Raw genomic sequence first — 16,984 nt, forward strand, 5'->3', positions numbered from 1 at the left:
AACCAATTGATATTCTAAAGCTCAATATAGAACTTGATTGCAATCGCTGCGAGGGAAATTGCAATCACAATCTGTGCGATCCGGCCCCAGCGTGAATGCCGCGCTTCTGCGCGCCCGATTGCTTCTGCTGTCGCCTCATCAAAGCGCAGACCATTGACCGCCATCTCATCAAGCGCCACCGATGCCCGCTCCACACGCGCCACCAGCTCAGGCGTTTTGCGGGTGAGATGAAGCAGGGCATAAGCACTGTCTTTTGCATCCAGCAACATGCCTTGCGGTCCGAGATTTTTGCGAATCCAGTCACCAACAACCGGCTCAGCAGCCTTCCACATATTGAAATGCGGATCGAGCGTGCGCGAAACGCCTTCCACGACAACCATCGTCTTCTGAAGCATCAGAAGTTCCGGCCGTGTTTCCATGTCGAAAAGCTCAGTCACTTCAAACAGCAGCGTGAGCAGCTTGGCCATCGAAATGGTTTCAGCCGGCTGTCCATGGATCGGCTCACCAATGGCGCGGATTGCCTGTGCAAAGCTCGCCACATCATGCGTGTGCGGCACGTAGCCTGCTTCAAAATGCACTTCGGCCACTCGCCTATAATCGCGCGTGATGAAGCCATAAAGAATTTCGGCAAGGAACCGGCGCTGCTGCTTGTTGAGCCGCCCGGTAATGCCGAAATCCACCGCAACAATCATGCCTTGCGGATCAACAAATAAATTGCCCGGATGCATGTCGGCATGGAAAAAACCATCGCGCAATGTATGACGCAGGAATGACTGGATCAGCGTTTCGGCAATCTTCTTGAGATCGAAGCCCGAGGCACTGAGTGCCTCCACGTCCGACATCTTGATACCGTCAATCCATTCAAGCGTCAGGACATCGCGGCCCGTGCGTTCCCAATCGACATTGGGAACACGGAAGCCCGCGTCATCCTTGATATTCTCGGCAATTTCGGAAAGCGCTGCCGCTTCAAGACGCAAATCCATCTCGATACGCGTGGTCTGATGCAGCGTTTTCACCATCTCGACGGGACGCAGACGGCGCGTGAACGGCACATGGCGCTCCTGCATGCGGGCGACCATGAAGAAGCTCTCCAGATCACGCGCAAAGCGCTGGCGCACGCCGGGGCGAATAACCTTGACCGCAACCTTGTGCGGGGCGCCATCCTTCATCACATAAGCCGGATGCACCTGCGCCATTGATGCCGCAGCAATCGGCGGATCAAAGTTTACAAAGAGATCACTGATCTTGCGACCGAGAGAACCTTCAACTGCCGCAACCGCTTCTGTCTGCGGGAAAAAATCAAGGCGATCCTGCAAAAGTTCCAGATCGGCAGCCACATCCTTGCCAACAATATCGGGACGGGTCGCCAGAAACTGACCGAGCTTCACATAAGACGGGCCAAGCTTGTTCATCGCGCGCGAAATACGTTCGGAACGAGCGGTGTTTTTCGCACGCTTGCGCGCAAGCAGTTTGGCAACCTTGTGCCCCAGTGCAGGCAATCCAGCCGCATCATCGACAGGCAATGAACTCAACACGCCTTCGCGCGCCATAATCCAGCCAGCGCGCATCAACCGTAGGGCCGCAGAAATATTACTCATATCGGACTCAGAGCTTCCAACCGGAATGAAGTGCTGCGACACCGCCTGTGAAATTGCGATAGCTTACGCGCTCGAAACCAGCCTCGCCGATCATTCTCGCGAAATCATCCTGCTTGGGGAATTTGCGGATCGATTCCACCAGATAGCTATAGGAATCAGCATCGCCCGTAATCATCTTGCCGATGCGCGGAATGGCCTGAAACGACCACTGGTCATAAATCTTGTCGAGCAAAGGCAACTCAACTTCAGAAAACTCAAGACACATGAAGCGACCGCCCGGCTTCAGCACGCGATAGGCTTCAGAGAGCGCCTTGTCGATATGCGGCACGTTACGGATACCAAAAGCAATCGTATAGGCATCGAAGCTGGCATCCGCAAACGGCAGCTCTTCGGCATTGGCTTCGACAAATTCGAGGTTTTCAGCCAGGCCTTTTTTGATGGCACGTTCGCGGCCGACACCAAGCATGGAGCCATTGATATCGAGGATGGTTACATGCGCCTGACGTCCGGAAGCTTCGACAATACGGAATGCGACATCGCCGGTTCCACCTGCAACATCAAGCGAAGTCCAGCCCGGGCGCCTGGAAGGTGCCAGCCAGCCAATCATCGCATCTTTCCAGACGCGATGCAGCCCGCCCGACATGAGATCGTTCATCACATCATAACGCTTGGCAACCTTATGGAAAACGTCGTTGACCAGCCCCTGCTTGATATCTTCATCGACCGCTTTGAACCCGAAGGAATGTTCCATGCCACCTTGCGCGCCCACGCGGTCCGCATTGCCGTTCTGCTGGCTCATAACTCATCCTGCCGGTTCATGTGCGAAACGAAGACGATCTCCGTTTTCCGTTTGCTTGATGCATATAAAGCTTGTACCGGACGATACAAGCACAGACCGCCAGCCGATACCCCTTTTGTGATCTGCTGGTCAGATTCAATCAGATAGAGACGCGCTCCAGACTTGCGGAACTGTGTAAAATGGTCGAAGACAGAGAAAACTGTGCGTGTGCGCCTGCCACGCGTTTTCTCCGGCATCATTCGCCGCTAAAGCATTTCCAGTAAAAGTGCGAAGCGGTTTTGCGTTGGATAATGCATAAAAATAAATAGAGCGGTTTCAACGATTCAGTCCTAACTGGAACCGCTCTGAAGTCAAAAAAGATAACAAGAAAAGTGGAAAGAACATGGGCGTTATTGTCGTCAGCCACCCGCTTGTCCAGCACAAGCTCACCATTATGCGCAAGCGCGAAACTTCGACCGCAAGCTTCCGGCGTTTGCTGAAAGAAATATCGCTGCTGCTATGTTATGAAGTGACGCGCGATCTTGAACTGACCACCATGCATATCGATACACCGATGATGCCGATGGAAGCACCGATCCTCGAAGGCAAGAAGCTGGTTTTCGCTTCCATCCTGCGTGCAGGCAATGGTCTGCTCGAAGGCATGCTGGATCTGGTACCTGCTGCACGCGTGGCCCATATTGGCCTCTATCGCGACCACGACACATTGCAGCCGATCGAATACTACTTCAAGGCGCCGGAAGATATCGTCAATCGCCTCATTATCGTGGTCGATCCGATGCTTGCCACCGGTCATTCCGCAATTGCGGCCATCGACAAGCTGAAAGAGCGCGGCGCAACAAATATCCGCTTCCTGTGCCTGTTGGCAGCGCCTGAGGGCATCGAACGCTTTACTGCAGCGCATCCGGACGTGGAAGTGTTCACCGCTTCGATTGATGATCGCCTTGATGAAAAGGGCTATATCGTTCCTGGTCTTGGTGATGCTGGCGACCGTATGTACGGCACGAAATAAAGTCGATTTATCCGCTCGGTTTCAAACCGCCAGATAACGACATACTAATCCGCGTTCTGGCCACTCGATAATTGGTATTGAGTGGTCGACGCGGATTTTTTATCTTCTCAGGAACAGAAAAGATGGAAGTTTGATCATGTCTACTGAAACGCGCCTGATGGAACTGGAAATAAGGGTAGCCGAACAGGAAAAGACCGTTGAAGAGCTTTCATCTGTGCTCGCCGAGCAGTGGAAGACGATTGATCAACTGAACAAAAAGCTGTCGGCGCTAACGGATCGCTTTCTGACGCTGGAGGGACAAACAGCTCCTGAAATCCCTGTCACCAAGCCCCCACACTGGTAAGATCATGATTGAAATTATAACGCTTGCTGATCGTGCCGACCTTGCTGCAACCTGCGCCAAATGGAACCACAAACAGTGGGGATACTTGTCGGGCGCAACCGAAGAAGACATCGTTTCCGGGCTGCAGGAAATTATCCACTCCACCGACGGGCAGGCAATCCGTGCGGCACTATGGAATGGAGAACTCGCCGGATTCGTCCTTCTGATCCACAATGATCTGGACAGTCACCCTCACCTCAAGCCGTGGGTTGCGAGCTTGCTCGTTGCACTGGAATACCGTGGGAGAGGAGTTGCGAAGGCTCTTATGGCCGCAATTGAAAGTGTTGCCCAAAAGCTAGGCTACAGCGAAGCCTATCTTTATACCGACAAGCCCGATCTTTACCGCAAAATTGCCTGGAATGACTTCGAAGACCTTAAGGGTGATGACGAAGGCATGTTGATTATGCATAAGGAAATCGCGCGGGTATGACCGCGCGATCTTTCCACTCTTTATGACGCTGCCGGTATCGGGCAGCTCACACCGGTTCCGCGCAGGCCGCAATAACCGTTCGGGTTCTTGGCCAGATATTGCTGATGATAATCTTCCGCATAATAGAATGTCGGAGCATCTGCAATTTCTGTTGTGACGGGTCCAAGACCGCGAGCAGCGAGCGCGGCCTGATATGTATCTCTGCTCTTTTCCACGGCCTCACGATCCGCCCCGTCAAAGGTATAGATCACAGAGCGATATGTGGTGCCGATATCGTTGCCCTGTCGCATTCCTTGCGTCGGATCATGCTCTTCCCAGAACAGTGTGAGTAACTCTGCGAGGCTTACAACCTTCGGGTCATAAACCACCAGAACCACCTCGGCGTGCCCGGTCAGGCCGGTGCAGGTTTCTTCATAAGTGGGGTTCGGCGTCGTTCCGCCAGCATAGCCCACGGCAGTCACATAGACGCCCGGAACCTGCCAGAACAGACGCTCGGCTCCCCAGAAACAGCCCATACCCAACATGATCTGTTTCAGCCCCTCCGGCCATGGGCCTTTAAGCGGTAAACCAGACACGAAATGCTTCGAAGCCGTAGGAACAGCGTCTTTACGCCCCGGCAATGCATCATCCTGTGAAGGCATTTCAATCTTTTTGCGATAGCTGTCTAGGAAACCCATTCAACACCTCCTGAGGCGCACAGGACATGTGCGCAATCCTCTTGGATAAAGCCACGGCCAGTCATCGTGATCCGCCAACTGGCTTTAAGTGCGCGTTCAACGGCGAGACTATCGTGCACTGAAAATGCCCAGTGGCTTCTCACGGCGATGACCAGCTATGTAAAACAGAAGAGCAAGCACACCGAAAACCAGCCAGCCGGGCTGTTCAAGCACGGGAAGCACCAGCCTGTCCCACGCTGCAGACCCTATATAGTGCGTCACAAGCGCTTCTGCATCCCCCAGGATCTCTGGCGCGCCAAGCGCCCAAATATCAAGAAGCGGCTTGGTAACCAATTCCGAGGCACCGACAGAACGCGCACCATCAAGAATGGCGAAGATGACACCTATCGCCAGAAACAAAACCGCGAAACTACGCAAAACAAAACGGAACACGATTCTCTGCCTTTGAATTTATCCGTGAGCATCATGCAAAAATGCACATCATTTGCTATTCAATCTATGCGTTACCAGATGCTAAATTATAGCATAAGCCATCTATCGCACCCAAGACGCATAAAAATCCAAAACGGAAGCCGAATTATATTCAATAAAAACAATGAATTACGAATAATCTGACAAGCACCACACTGTCCAAAATAAATTAAACCGAAAACTGGCAAATAGCAGTTGAACATATGTGTATTCTGGCTATATTGCGCGCCGCAGGGGCTTTTTTTGGTAGGCAACCAATACCTGATTTGAAAGCCCTTCTTGCTTGCGTTGGTTCTGATCATAAGACGATATCACAATAGCAATAGACGGAGAGGTGGCCGAGTGGTTGAAGGCGCACGCCTGGAAAGTGTGTATACGGGGAACCGTATCGCGGGTTCGAATCCCGCTCTCTCCGCCATAAACCGCTCTTAAGCGCTTGTTTTCCTTGAAATCAGTAAGTTAGCATGTACTTTTGGTACACAAGTCGGTACGCATGTGCTTATGAAAAAAGCTGCCATTCCCGGATTTGAAGCTCAGTACCTGTTTTTAAGAGGTGATGGTAATTACCTCTATAGAAGACGAGTCCCTGCTCAATATCGAGTGCTGGCTGAAGGGAAGCTTGAATTTAAGGCTTCTTTGAAGTGTAAGAACCACCATCAGGTCATAGAAAAATATGGCCAGCTTCATGCTTATTATGAAGGCCTGATGGACCGGCTTAAGGCAGGCAAGAGCATAAACAGCATTGAAATCGAGCCTCTGAGCACCCTCAAAGCAAAAGCTGCTCAAGTTGGCATTCAATATAAGCCGATGGATGAGCTGATTAAAGCAAATGATCCATCCTTACTGTTTAGCAGAATAAATTTGGGAGAAGGTTTGATTAATGATGAGGCTGCCCTGCAATCTTTGTTTGGCATGGCACCTGAGCTACCGACCCTGAATGATGTACTGGCTTTTTATGAAGAGAACACCAGAGAGATTTCAAAGAAGAAGGCTCCTGTCCAACTGGCTGTCAAAAGAGCCAATGATTTCTTTGGGGAAGACAAACCCCTTTCCCAGATTACCAAACAGCTTGCCCTTAGCTACAGATCACACATGGTTGACCTGGTTCAAACTGAGGAATTGAAAGCAGGCACTGCCAACAAGCAGATTATGCATCTGAGGAAAATCATCCGGTTCTATCTGGAACAGAACGACCTCAAGCAGGACAACCCTTTCAACAAAATTAGCCTGCAAGAAGAAAAGGCGGCCCGCCCAGCCTATTCAATTCCATTCCTGAAAGAAAAATGGCTCAGAGGCACCCCTTTTTCATCCCTCAATGATGAATCCTTGCATATCCTTTATGCCATCATGGACACAGGAACCGGACCAAAGGAAATATGTGGGCTGGAACCTCAGGACATTCATCTGGATCATGAAGTTCCTCACATTGTAATCAAACCAAACAAAATCAGGAAGCTCAAAACTGGCCACAGAGGGAGACAAATCCCTTTGATTGGCCAAAGCCTGATTGCCTTCAAGAAATATCCACACGGCTTCCCTTCTCATACCGGCCCGACAGGACCAGACAATTTCTCAGCCAATGTGAACAAATATCTGAAAGCGCATGGGCTCTGTGAAACTGATGAGCATGGCATCTACAGTCTTAGGCACACCTTCAAGGATAGAATGAGAAAACATAAGCTCCCACCCGAGCTGCAAAACTATCTGATGGGGCATAAAGACGGGTCAATCGGGGCGCATTATGGCAGCGGATACCCATTAAATGACATTCTGGACTACATGAAGCTTTTAGAAGCCGATTGGAAAAACTAAAGCTTTACAATAGCTTAAGGCAAAATGAGCCTATCAAATGCATCCGGTCAATAGCCAAAATGCATTTGATAGGCTTTTTCATGCAAATGATAGTATATTCGGCAAAATAAATAATGTAGGAGTTCAGCAACTGCCCAACCTGAAGGAACCTTTGGCAAGTTCAATGTAATTAATGAACTATACTGATGCTGAACTAATTTATTATTCTGAAAAACTGAAAAAAATGGGTGACATTTTAGTAAAAAAAGGCTATAATAATGTTATTCCGCTTTTCAATCACTATCACAATCTCATCAAAACTTTAAAAAATCGGTCGACCCCTCAATGGGGTTGATCCGGACTATTTTTCTGTAAGCAAATTTATATAATTTATTTTGTTGATCGCGGCTGCCGGCGGCCGCGACCTAAATGATGTTTGGGTGAATTCGCCTGAGGTTATGAATATAAAATAAAAGCCGATCGGGCCTGCAACTCTGGGTAGCCATTCCCAGGGTAATTGTAAAACTTAACTAAATATATGAAAGTACTATTAATATGAACATACAGAATCCATCCATTTATGGATATCTGCCGACAGGCAGATCACTAATTAACTCTAGTCATGACCAATGGCTCTATGATCTCTTCATGGAAAAATGCAGATATGATTTTAGTGATCCAAATCTTAAATACAAACAGACCCATTTTGAGAAAAATCTGTATTTCATAACAATGCAGTTCAGAACCGGATTATTTGCAGCTAAAGATGCAAAGTCGCTTTATAATTCCAGACCCATGTTTGAATCCTTTAAGCTCTGGTATCTGAATGCTGTTAAGACGGTTATGGGTCCGAAATCCAATAAAAATATCAAATATCAGCCCTTTGCTGTGGCCTGTCTCGATGTTGAAGGCACGGCTCAAGGTGTAGCAGCCTCAGTTTTTCAGACACCACATATTCATGCCTGTCTTCTGGTCCATCCAAACAATCAGGATGAATTTGAAAATCATCTTCTGTCTCTGAAAGCCAAACAATTCAGAGACCAGATCATATCCAAGATCGACATTAAGCAGTTTAAGGATGATACCAGAGGGATTGAACCGATCCTGACCTACACATCCAAATATGCCAGAGAACAGCAATCGAGCCCAAGGCATACGGTTCTGTTGGAAGCCTATCCCGATGTCGATGCTAAAAATTATCCGTTTTATTCGGGCTGATAACTAAAGTTTTGGGCTTGGATGGGAAAGCATCAAAAACTTAAAGGCTCGTTCGTTAGCCATCATTCAATTGTTACCGATACCGCCACAGGACCTTTCCGGTTAAATCGGACTTGAAAGCGAACGTTAGTGCCGATCACAATGTCATCAAAATCACCTTGCGCTATCGAAGATTTATGTGAAAAAATTTCCTTTGGGTATAAGCCCGCGCGAATAAAGAACATGTGCCCAGAGATTGATTGGACGTATCCGTTCTGTTCCATAATACGCCTAGTAAAATGATTTTCGCGATTGGCAACTGGGCGAAATGTAGGCGGAGCCTTAGCATCTATTTCTTCAAAAAGATCAGCAGCTTTCGCCGCTTCACCTCGAACGAATAAAAACTGCGCAAGGTCAAAGCGAGCTTCATAATTAGCATCGCCGGTCGAATAAGCACGCCGCAAATGGCCCTCAATGAGATCATCATCTACGGTACACGCCGTTAGATAATGACGAGCTATCTCGGAATGAAGCGCTTTATCGTCTTGGCTGTTAACCAGCGCTTCATTCAGTACCGTGAGGGAGTCGTCAGCACGATCACGCGACCGATAAATACGCGCCACTCGTATAGCAGCACCCGAACCTTTTGGATTAAGGCGAAGCGCCTTCTCCAACGCACGCAATGCACGATCTTCTTGATCAATTGCCTCACGAAACCGTGCCTCGATCTGAACTATATCTGGATCGTCAGGAAATTGCTGTAGAGCCAACCTGATGCGTTCTTCAGTATCGCGAGTTTTCTCAGCGAAGAATATGGCCTGATGCTCTGGCGAGTCGTCTCTCAATTCGCGGCCCAACTCGACAATCTCATCAACCAGCATTTTACAACGGCTCGAAACTGCAAACCGATTAGTATTTGGCAATGAACTGAGCCGTTCACGGGCTCTACGGCGCAACTGATCTTTGAGCAAGGACGACTCGACCTTGGTGGCTCGTATACGATCAATTTCAGCTTGTGTATGGATGACGGCGGTGCTTTTCTTATCGATATCATGCGCATCATTGGCGCGACGCTCCGCCTCATCTAAACAGCCGCGGGAATGATGCAGCTCAAACAATGCCCACTGTTGATAAAGAAACGCCTGATTTGGAGCGACTGCTATTGCGGCTTCATAAATACGCCGACCAGATGATGGCTCCGCAAAAGTGTCGGCAAGCACTCGGCCCTTCGTCATCTGCTCTAGGGCCCTCGAATCTGACGAGTATCCAAAATCAAGACCAGAAATCAAGCGAGTGAACTGATCGACTTTATCGTCATCATTGGGACAAGCTTGCCTGAATACAAGTTGCGCCACTCGTGCGTGGCGTGTGCGATAACTATAGTCACGAGAATATTTGTCCACCTCAGCACGGACGACATTTTGTAGGGGCGCAAAGAACTTTTCTTGGTAGTCAGAAAACGTAATGCCGGAGATGCGTGAGATGGTTCCTGCACGGGCACTTACCGAATATTGATGCATTGTAGCGATATCGAGATAAAGCTGCCTTGCTTGTTCTGGGCTAATACGCTGATGCTCAAGTCGAAGGACGTCTTCGAAAGGCCGTCCTTGCGTCAGCTGATGTAACGCAACAAGCAATTGTCGCTCTGCAACACTCTCAAACTGGCGAATTTGCTCGTCCCTAGTTTCACTTACAAGCAAACCTAGACATTTATGCCGATTGAGAAGATCAAGAAGCCCCGCAATCTCTCTTCGAGAGAGATAACGGACATTGAGTTCTGGACCTGGAAACTCAGACTCGAGCTGACCGCAATACGTGTTCCAGTCTGAGTCTCTCTCAGCCCCGACAACCACCAACGGTAGTTTTGTAGCGCGAGCGTGTCGAAGCAGCGAGAGCAACCCTTCAATATAAAGTCCAACATCGTCGACGAACAGATAGATTGTTTTCCCTGTCAACTCATACAATTCTGTGAAAACGTCGGGTCGGAGGACCCCGTTAGGATTGTACCAAATCACTAGCGCATTTGATGCAGTAGCTGCTTCCCAAGCTGAGCGTTTCAAGGCAACTGTTTTACCAGCACCACCAGGTCCCTTCACCATAATCAAGACTGGACCTGCAGGCGTCTCGTTTTCTAGGACCGCCTTGAAAAGAATATCATCCTCGACCTGCCTGCGCACGTCTAGACGGTTCACTATGGCACCCCAACCAGTGTCATAACCCGAATAAAACTGCTCCGCAGTTTGCTCATCGAAAGACATCTCAGCATGAATAAATGTCAAATCATCGCGGAGTGATTTATTTGTGCTATCGGATTCAAGATTATGTGTTTTGAAAAATCGGCGGATCGGAAAATCGGCAACATCGGCCGATTGCGATATCGACCGGAAAAGAGGAGGAATGGCTTCATCTAGTGCTGACATAAATTCGCCGAAGTAAGCTTTGATTATTTCAACATTTTTTGTTGCCCAAAATGAGATGTCTTCGGATTCTGCATTTGGCGTAACCATATACCAGCGTGGGCGTCGACCTATTCCAAGGTTATAGATCAAATCCCGAATATGAGAATCATCTAAACGATAACCGACGAAAATGATTGTGTGCTCAAACGCCATGTCCTGCAGTCGCAGAAACAGCCGTGAGCGATTTTTGGAGTATGTAGAATAAACTTCTCGTGAGAGGACAGGTGGAATATCTGCATCATGTATATGGTTTAAGCAGCCATGCAATTTGAGATATGGGACCGGATTTGAGAATTCCCGCAACCTTTCATCAATAGGTTCATCATCTTTGACAAGCGGCACTATCTGCTGAACCTTTGTCGTGACGTCCTTATAAGCATCTTCAACAATGGTGTCGTAATTCGTTGTCGCGATAGCCTTCCAACTGAAGCTAGGAATGAGCCGGTGTGTCGTTTGCGGGGCGAAACCAGTAAAAGCCTTCCGCACTTCTTCATATACCTGGGGCGCTGATCCACTATTGGTAATAGCCATCTCGGCTACGGCCATTACATCTCGATTAAGCATAGCTTTTCTAAAAAAGCGATCTGCAAGGATATCGCGAAGTTGGTTAGCGTCTGGAGGGGTATCGCCCTTTTCATTACGAGCTTCCTTTGAAGCTCCCGCCCCCAAAAAAAGCACGCAACGCTGTGCTTTCACCGCCTCAATCAATGAGGTAGGCAATGTTATTTTTGCTACCTTAGCCGCCACTAATCCCCCTATCGCCAGCCAACATGCGACTAGCATTTTTATACACAGCCCTCGACGTGCAAATCAGCTTATACGAAGTTGCAAGTCTCACTCAACTCCAGACTAAATTTTTGAAATTTTGAACTATCCCTAGCAAATTTAAGGATGCCAATTAAAAGCTACTAAAAATATCGATTAAATCAAACGAACTGTTGGAAATACCTAACTTTTTTCCATGATTAGGATGAAACAGAATATACAATTCTGTTTCGTTTTTTCGCTTGTATCATATCTTTTTGGGCTCGCAACCCCCGATTTTTCAAGGTTTTTGAAACACTTCCTAGAAGAATTGTTTCAACCAAAAGCGTACGATTTCTTTTTCATTTTTCTTTGAATGCTCAATCCCAGGCTTAAGCCCGAGACCGAATTGTATATTCGGTTTCAGGGGGCCTGAATGGAACGAACAGCATATCCCTTTATAACTGCGTGTCGGCTACTGCCGCCCTGTGAAAGCCTGCTTTTTCATGCGGCTTCAAAACTGCTGTTTTCATCTCATTCTTTCCAGCCGCAGTCATATCTACCGCGTACGCACTCATCACCACTCGATAAAGTGTTTCAAAACCAAGTGGAGACGCTTTGCCATGATCAATGACCCAAACGGAAAGAGACTTTATCTCACTGCCTCCGAACGTCAGGCTTTCCTAAAATCAGCAGCCAAGACACCCGGCGCAATCCGCTCCTTCTGTGAAACTCTGCATTACACTGGATGCAGAATTTCAGAAGCCCTCAATCTGACGGTTGACCGGGTCGATCTCGAAAATGAGACGGTCGTATTCGAGACGCTTAAAAAGAGACGATCGGGCGTTTATCGCTCCGTGCCGGTTCCAGCCCAACTCATCAATACCCTTGAGCTCGTTCATCATATCCGTAGACCGGGAAAGCTGGATCGCAAGCTCTGGCCTTGGTCGCGTGCAACCGGCTGGCGTTACATAAAATCCGTCATGCAGGATGCCGGAATTTCGGAAGGCCCACACACCTCCCCCAAGGGCTTGAGGCATGGATATGGAGTCAATGCCATCTCATCCGGCGTTCCTCTCAACCTTCTTTCAAGATGGATGGGGCATTCGGCAATTGAAATCACATCCATTTACGCCAACGCCATCGGAAACGAGCAGAAAATGATCTCGGCTCGCATGTGGGAGGACCTGAATTGAACATACATCGCAATCGTAAGCTGGGTTTCGCAGTCGCACTTGTCCTTTCCAGCACGGTTTTTGCTCAAGGAGTGATTTCTCCAGCAGCAGCCAATGACAGTCGGGGCGATTATAAGGATTTCATCGTCACCACATACGAGACAGCTATGCTGCTTCGGTCGATGAAAAATCCAAACGGCAATCCAGACTATGATCGGCTTATTTCTGAATGCAGGTATAACCTCTACCATTCCATGAAATCTGCAGCTGCATCGGGAAACTGGTTAGAAGCCAAAGACGTTATTCCAGTCGCAGAAACCTGCTCATTCACTGGCAAAGTCCTGCCCGCAACGACACAGGAATATCGCGATCATTGGCTTCAGGCTGAGCGAACAGCATTGAATTCCAGTGCAAAATCCGAAGCTGTCGAAATTCCTGTTCCGAAAAAAGATCAAACTGCGCAAAAACAGCAAGCCAAAACTGACAGCAAACCCAATGTCGGCTTCGTATGCCGTTCATTCCCCTGCCATATCCCTCAGTGGTATGTAAAACAGCTCAGAGAACGCCATCAGGATGGTGTCCAAAACGGCCAGAGCAGCCCACAGGCGGCCGAGACACCACCTGCCGCCACCAATCCACCCGAAAGCGAATTTAATTCGAGTTTTAAAGAGCTGACACATAAGCTGTCCGAGATGGAAAGCCGCTCCCCCTTCATCAAGAAACCTTATGAGATGTGTGAGCAGACAATGATCTTCCTTAATCAGGAAGACCTGCGGGTTCGCAAAGTCGATCTATCCAGGAAGGAAACGCATGTTCTGAATGACAAGTTTCGGCATCACGCGCGCGACACCTGTGTTTGCGCCATCTCCCAACTTGAAAACTCTATCAATAATGAAGAAGCGGAAAAGTATTTCGCATTCACCTTTGAAAATATTCTTGAGCCCGATCCCAAAAACCAAGCCAAAGCGATAGCCAACGGCCTTGATTATCAGAAGTTCAAGACCACGGAGCAAACCGTTGCTCAGGCCGTAAGGCTATGTAGCTAACCAGCCCAAAATCCACATCAGTCAAATCATCAGATTAGCTTGAGAAAGCTGACACGGAAGAAGTGCGACTTACAGCTCCACCTTGAGTTGCAACCAAAAGAAAATCAACAACCCAACCAACACCAATCAGGAAAGCAGACATGAGCGACTTTTCAGTATCAGGCAAAATCCAGACAGATCAGATCGATACAGCAGCAGAATTTGAAAAAGTGTTTGTCAATGAGCTATCCAGCACATTCAACAAGATCAAAGCGAAACCAAGCCCAACAGGATTGCTCATCTCAGGCCGGGTCAAAACATCAGTGTTCAATCCAATCGCGTCCTTCAAAGGCAAGCTTGATGTCAGCATCAAAGGTGATCAGGTCAGATACATCTATGATGGGAAGATCGGAACCAACTTTCTATTCTGGGTGACCTTGCTGATTTTTGCTCTGTTGTTTCTGCCTCTCGTTCTTGTGGTAGCCATTATGTACAGCAAACAGAAAAAGCAGGTAGTTGAGGAAATGAAAAGGCTCGATCAGAGACTACTTTTTGCAATAGATAAGCTCTAAAACACAGGGATTTATAGTTGGCTAGGAACCGAGGGGTGCCACGCCCATCCCTTGGTTGGTACACAAATTGGCACGCGCAAGACGCGATGATATCTCTTTTTATCCTTTATTATCAATGCGATGAAGAAGACATATCTATAGGCGGGAGCTCGCTCTCTCCGCCAGATAATCTTTCTAAGTATTTAAATTTGAATATTATTAGAGGTCGTAAATAATCCCCCAATCCGTTTTGGCTACCTTCAAACACCTGCGATTGCACCGGGGCAAAGTCATCCTCTCCCATTTGATAAATTCTGCAACTACGCATTAAGCCAGCCCTCAAAAGCATCAACACTCCTGTCATGTGGCGATTGCTAGAAATAGACAATCAATAAACCGCAGTATTTGAACGGGCGTGCACGGGAACAAGACGAAAGGGTGCCTCCACAACTGGATTGCCCCCCGCCTGCTTTCTCTCGAGAGACGATGGCGGATTAATCGGGTGCCGCTCGCGTATTAGTCTCAAAACTTGAATCGCATCTGGCCCGTGCCAATCCGCACAGCCAGCTGATTTCCGAGGGTCGCGAGACGGTCGTGATCTTCAACGGACCGCACGGTTACATTTCGTCGTCGTGGTACCCGGAACAACCGGTACGTGACAGCGCGCCTACCTGGAACTTCGCAGTCGTTCATTGCCATGGTCGCCCAGTCCAGATCGATGAACATGCGACCGCGCGCCATCTGCTGGAACTGGTCGATGTTCTCGAAGGCGGACGTGAAGATCGATGGCATATGCGCGAACTTGGCCCCGGCGGCATGCAAAGACGGATACCCAACATCATCGGTTTCGAGCTGGCGGCCAATAATCTTGAGGCAAAGTTCAAGATGGGGCAGGATGAACGGCTCTATGATACGCGGAGCGCGATCGACGCCTTACGTGTAACAGAGCCCGCTCTTGCAGAAACTATGGTCCGGCATAATGCCGGTCGTAGCGGCGAATAGCGCTCCAGGCCAGCCATACTAAGAGCGCTTCTTTCCATTGGCCTGAACACGCCTTCGACCTCGTTGAGTTATGTTGACGGGGTTTTTTTGGGGGATGTTTCAGGTCTTTTTGTTGGTGGGTGTGAGTTGGCCATGTTCCTGGTCTGGTGTTCACCGGGGATCTTCCTGGTCTTTCCTTCATGGTGCATGCGCTGCATTGGTGGGCGGCTTACCTTGAAGGGGCCTTGCCTCCACTCTCCCCACGCTTGCCAGACAGCCAAAACGCGTTGGTTGCGGGCTACCTCGGCTGTTCTTCAGACGTTGGGTTATTTTCGTCTCTGGCGCTGCAAAGATTGCACCTATGCTGATGGTCGCATGCGGAGCATGGGATCTTCATCTTCTTTGCGCTGTCCATCTTTTTCTTGATCGGCAAGCTGTGCTGGCGCGGTGGCACGTTTATTGCGCCTTGTTTTGCGGGCTGTTTGCTGCCGGTTTTGGGCGCACGTTGGTTTTGGGAGCGCATTGAGCTTGGATGCGTTTTGCTTGGTAGGCGCTTTGGTTTATTTCTGATTTTTGATTTTTGATAAAAAAAAGGCCCGCTTGAAGCGGGCATTATTTTGGTTGCGGGGGCAGGATTTGAACCTGCGGCCTTCAGGTTATGAGCCTGACGAGCTACCGGGCTGCTCCACCCCGCGTCAAGGTGATATAATTTTATCCGGTAAGGGTTATTTTCGCGCTTAGCGCCGATATGAACTGTTTTGCATGGAATTGAGAAGATGTTGATTATTTGTGTGCTTAGCAGACCTGGCAGCGACCTACTCTCCCGTGTCTTAAGACAAAGTACCATTGGCGCTGGAGCGTTTCACGGCCGAGTTCGGAATGGGATCGGGTGCAGCCGCTCCGCCATAACCACCAGGTCGGCGAAGAACACAAATATGAGAAGCTGGTTGTCTTTCGTGCAGATATTTCAGGATTTAACGCTGATAAACAATAAGCACACGACTGTGTGCCGGCCGGAGGCCGCGCCCGCGCAGCCGTCTGGCGAAGCCAGACTGGCGTGAGCGCTATTTCATCATCGAACTTTGTTCGATGGATATTGTAAATGAGAGTGATCAAGTCGATCGAGCTATTAGTACCGGTAAGCTGCATGCGTTGCCGCACTTCCACACCCGGCCTATCAACGTGGTAGTCTTCCACGGCTCTGATAGGGAATACTCGTTTTTAGGTGGGTTTCCCGCTTAGATGCCTTCAGCGGTTATCCCGTCCGTATATAGCTACCCTGCTATGCCGTTGGCACGACAACAGGTCCACCAGAGATACGTCCATCCCGGTCCTCTCGTACTAGGGACAGATCCTATCAATATTCCTACACCCACGGCAGATAGGGACCGAACTGTCTCACGACGTTCTGAACCCAACTCACGTACCGCTTTAAATGGCGAACAGCCATACCCTTGGGACCTGCTCCAGCCCCAGGATGCGATGAGTCGACATCGAGGTGCCAAACAACCCCGTCGATATGGACTCTTGGGGGTCATCAGCCTGTTATCCCCGGCGTACCTTTTATCCGTTGAGCGATGGCCCTTCCACGCGGGACCACCGGATCACTATGACCGACTTTCGTCTCTGCTCGACTTGTCAGTCTTGCAGTCAGGCAGGCTTATGCCATTGCACTCGACGAACGATTTCCGACCG

Annotated in this window: 13 protein-coding genes, 2 tRNA genes, 2 rRNA genes and 1 pseudogene (1 of these 18 cut by a window edge); 10 read left to right on the forward strand and 8 right to left on the reverse strand. The window is 49.1% G+C overall.

Annotated elements, in window-relative coordinates:
* Positions 1-14: 14 nt before the first annotated feature.
* Positions 15-1,598 carry a 2-polyprenylphenol 6-hydroxylase gene (gene ubiB / locus CEV32_RS15500; RefSeq protein WP_094578030.1) on the reverse strand — a complete coding sequence of 528 codons (1,584 nt, stop codon included), beginning with the start codon at positions 1,596-1,598 and terminating at the stop codon, positions 15-17.
* A 7-nt stretch (positions 1,599-1,605) separates the two neighbouring features.
* The gene (gene ubiE / locus CEV32_RS15505; RefSeq protein WP_094578031.1) at positions 1,606-2,397 is read right to left on the reverse strand and encodes a bifunctional demethylmenaquinone methyltransferase/2-methoxy-6-polyprenyl-1,4-benzoquinol methylase UbiE; all 792 of its coding nucleotides are present in this window, start codon (positions 2,395-2,397) and stop codon (positions 1,606-1,608) included.
* A 382-nt stretch (positions 2,398-2,779) separates the two neighbouring features.
* Here ubiE and upp point away from each other — a divergent pair, with 382 nt between their 5' ends.
* The 3 genes from upp (at position 2,780) to CEV32_RS15525 (ending at position 4,218) form a co-directional block, all read left to right on the forward strand.
* Positions 2,780-3,406, forward strand: coding sequence for a uracil phosphoribosyltransferase (upp, locus tag CEV32_RS15515; protein ID WP_094578033.1), 627 nt, complete (start codon positions 2,780-2,782; stop codon positions 3,404-3,406).
* A 136-nt stretch (positions 3,407-3,542) separates the two neighbouring features.
* Complete coding sequence (locus tag CEV32_RS15520) at positions 3,543-3,749, forward strand: SlyX family protein (protein WP_094578034.1); 207 nt, start codon at positions 3,543-3,545, stop codon at positions 3,747-3,749.
* Between the two features lie 4 nt (positions 3,750-3,753).
* Positions 3,754-4,218, forward strand: a complete 465-nt coding sequence (locus CEV32_RS15525) for a GNAT family N-acetyltransferase (RefSeq protein WP_094578035.1) — start codon at positions 3,754-3,756, stop codon at positions 4,216-4,218.
* Between the two features lie 20 nt (positions 4,219-4,238).
* Here the strand turns inward: CEV32_RS15525 and msrA are convergent, their stop codons facing one another.
* Both msrA and CEV32_RS15535 read right to left on the reverse strand, forming a co-directional pair.
* The gene (msrA, locus tag CEV32_RS15530; protein ID WP_094578036.1) at positions 4,239-4,895 is read right to left on the reverse strand and encodes a peptide-methionine (S)-S-oxide reductase MsrA; all 657 of its coding nucleotides are present in this window, start codon (positions 4,893-4,895) and stop codon (positions 4,239-4,241) included.
* A gap of 108 nt (positions 4,896-5,003) precedes the next feature.
* Positions 5,004-5,327: a hypothetical protein gene (locus tag CEV32_RS15535; protein WP_094578037.1), complete on the reverse strand. Its 324-nt coding sequence runs from the start codon at positions 5,325-5,327 to the stop codon at positions 5,004-5,006.
* 367 nt (positions 5,328-5,694) lie between these two features.
* Between CEV32_RS15535 and CEV32_RS15540 the strand changes: the two genes are divergently transcribed.
* From CEV32_RS15540 to CEV32_RS15550, 3 genes are all read left to right on the forward strand, one after another.
* Positions 5,695-5,784: transfer RNA gene (locus CEV32_RS15540), tRNA-Ser, on the forward strand.
* 83 nt (positions 5,785-5,867) lie between these two features.
* The gene (locus CEV32_RS15545; protein ID WP_094578038.1) at positions 5,868-7,178 is read left to right on the forward strand and encodes a tyrosine-type recombinase/integrase; all 1,311 of its coding nucleotides are present in this window, start codon (positions 5,868-5,870) and stop codon (positions 7,176-7,178) included.
* Between the two features lie 534 nt (positions 7,179-7,712).
* Positions 7,713-8,375, forward strand: a complete 663-nt coding sequence (locus CEV32_RS15550; protein ID WP_143128841.1) for a hypothetical protein — start codon at positions 7,713-7,715, stop codon at positions 8,373-8,375.
* 62 nt (positions 8,376-8,437) lie between these two features.
* Here the strand turns inward: CEV32_RS15550 and CEV32_RS15555 are convergent, their stop codons facing one another.
* A complete protein-coding gene (locus CEV32_RS15555; protein WP_167382811.1) occupies positions 8,438-11,560 on the reverse strand; it encodes an SIR2 family NAD-dependent protein deacylase in 3,123 nt (1,040 codons plus the stop codon).
* Positions 11,561-12,180: 620 nt separating this feature from the next.
* Here CEV32_RS15555 and CEV32_RS15560 point away from each other — a divergent pair.
* From CEV32_RS15560 to CEV32_RS15575, 4 genes and pseudogenes are all read left to right on the forward strand, one after another.
* Entirely contained in the window at positions 12,181-12,753 is a 573-nt protein-coding gene (locus CEV32_RS15560; RefSeq protein ID WP_094578041.1) for a tyrosine-type recombinase/integrase, read from the forward strand.
* Between the two features lie 161 nt (positions 12,754-12,914).
* Positions 12,915-13,778 carry a hypothetical protein gene (locus tag CEV32_RS23490; RefSeq protein WP_167382812.1) on the forward strand — a complete coding sequence of 288 codons (864 nt, stop codon included), beginning with the start codon at positions 12,915-12,917 and terminating at the stop codon, positions 13,776-13,778.
* A 140-nt stretch (positions 13,779-13,918) separates the two neighbouring features.
* Positions 13,919-14,329 (forward strand): hypothetical protein, encoded by a 411-nt coding sequence (locus CEV32_RS15570; RefSeq protein ID WP_094578043.1) that lies wholly within the window; start codon positions 13,919-13,921, stop codon positions 14,327-14,329.
* A 516-nt stretch (positions 14,330-14,845) separates the two neighbouring features.
* A pseudogene (locus tag CEV32_RS15575) lies at positions 14,846-15,310 on the forward strand (FMN-binding negative transcriptional regulator); the annotation flags it as partial.
* Positions 15,311-15,907: 597 nt separating this feature from the next.
* On the opposite strand, the gene CEV32_RS15580 reads toward CEV32_RS15575, so the two are convergent.
* From CEV32_RS15580 to CEV32_RS15590, 3 genes are all read right to left on the reverse strand, one after another.
* Positions 15,908-15,984: transfer RNA gene (locus tag CEV32_RS15580), tRNA-Met, on the reverse strand.
* Between the two features lie 107 nt (positions 15,985-16,091).
* A 5S ribosomal RNA gene (gene rrf / locus CEV32_RS15585) occupies positions 16,092-16,206 on the reverse strand.
* A 191-nt stretch (positions 16,207-16,397) separates the two neighbouring features.
* Positions 16,398-16,984: ribosomal RNA gene (locus CEV32_RS15590) — 23S ribosomal RNA — on the reverse strand (it continues 2,225 nt past the right edge of the window).

Origin of the sequence: Brucella rhizosphaerae, assembly GCF_002252475.1 — a bacterium.
In the GTDB taxonomy this organism is placed as follows: domain Bacteria; phylum Pseudomonadota; class Alphaproteobacteria; order Rhizobiales; family Rhizobiaceae; genus Brucella; species Brucella rhizosphaerae.

What these genes read in the sequence shown, in the direction of transcription:
- ubiB (WP_094578030.1), bottom strand. Translation starts at nt 1,598, where the DNA reads ATGAGTAATATTTCTGCGGCCCTACGGTTGATGCGCGCTGGCTGGATT.
- ubiE (WP_094578031.1), bottom strand. Translation starts at nt 2,397, where the DNA reads ATGAGCCAGCAGAACGGCAATGCGGACCGCGTGGGCGCGCAAGGTGGC.
- upp (WP_094578033.1), top strand. Translation starts at nt 2,780, where the DNA reads ATGGGCGTTATTGTCGTCAGCCACCCGCTTGTCCAGCACAAGCTCACC.
- CEV32_RS15520 (WP_094578034.1), top strand. Translation starts at nt 3,543, where the DNA reads ATGTCTACTGAAACGCGCCTGATGGAACTGGAAATAAGGGTAGCCGAA.
- CEV32_RS15525 (WP_094578035.1), top strand. Translation starts at nt 3,754, where the DNA reads ATGATTGAAATTATAACGCTTGCTGATCGTGCCGACCTTGCTGCAACC.
- msrA (WP_094578036.1), bottom strand. Translation starts at nt 4,895, where the DNA reads ATGGGTTTCCTAGACAGCTATCGCAAAAAGATTGAAATGCCTTCACAG.
- CEV32_RS15545 (WP_094578038.1), top strand. Translation starts at nt 5,868, where the DNA reads ATGAAAAAAGCTGCCATTCCCGGATTTGAAGCTCAGTACCTGTTTTTA.
- CEV32_RS15550 (WP_143128841.1), top strand. Translation starts at nt 7,713, where the DNA reads ATGAACATACAGAATCCATCCATTTATGGATATCTGCCGACAGGCAGA.
- CEV32_RS15560 (WP_094578041.1), top strand. Translation starts at nt 12,181, where the DNA reads ATGATCAATGACCCAAACGGAAAGAGACTTTATCTCACTGCCTCCGAA.
- CEV32_RS23490 (WP_167382812.1), top strand. Translation starts at nt 12,915, where the DNA reads ATGAAAAATCCAAACGGCAATCCAGACTATGATCGGCTTATTTCTGAA.
- CEV32_RS15570 (WP_094578043.1), top strand. Translation starts at nt 13,919, where the DNA reads ATGAGCGACTTTTCAGTATCAGGCAAAATCCAGACAGATCAGATCGAT.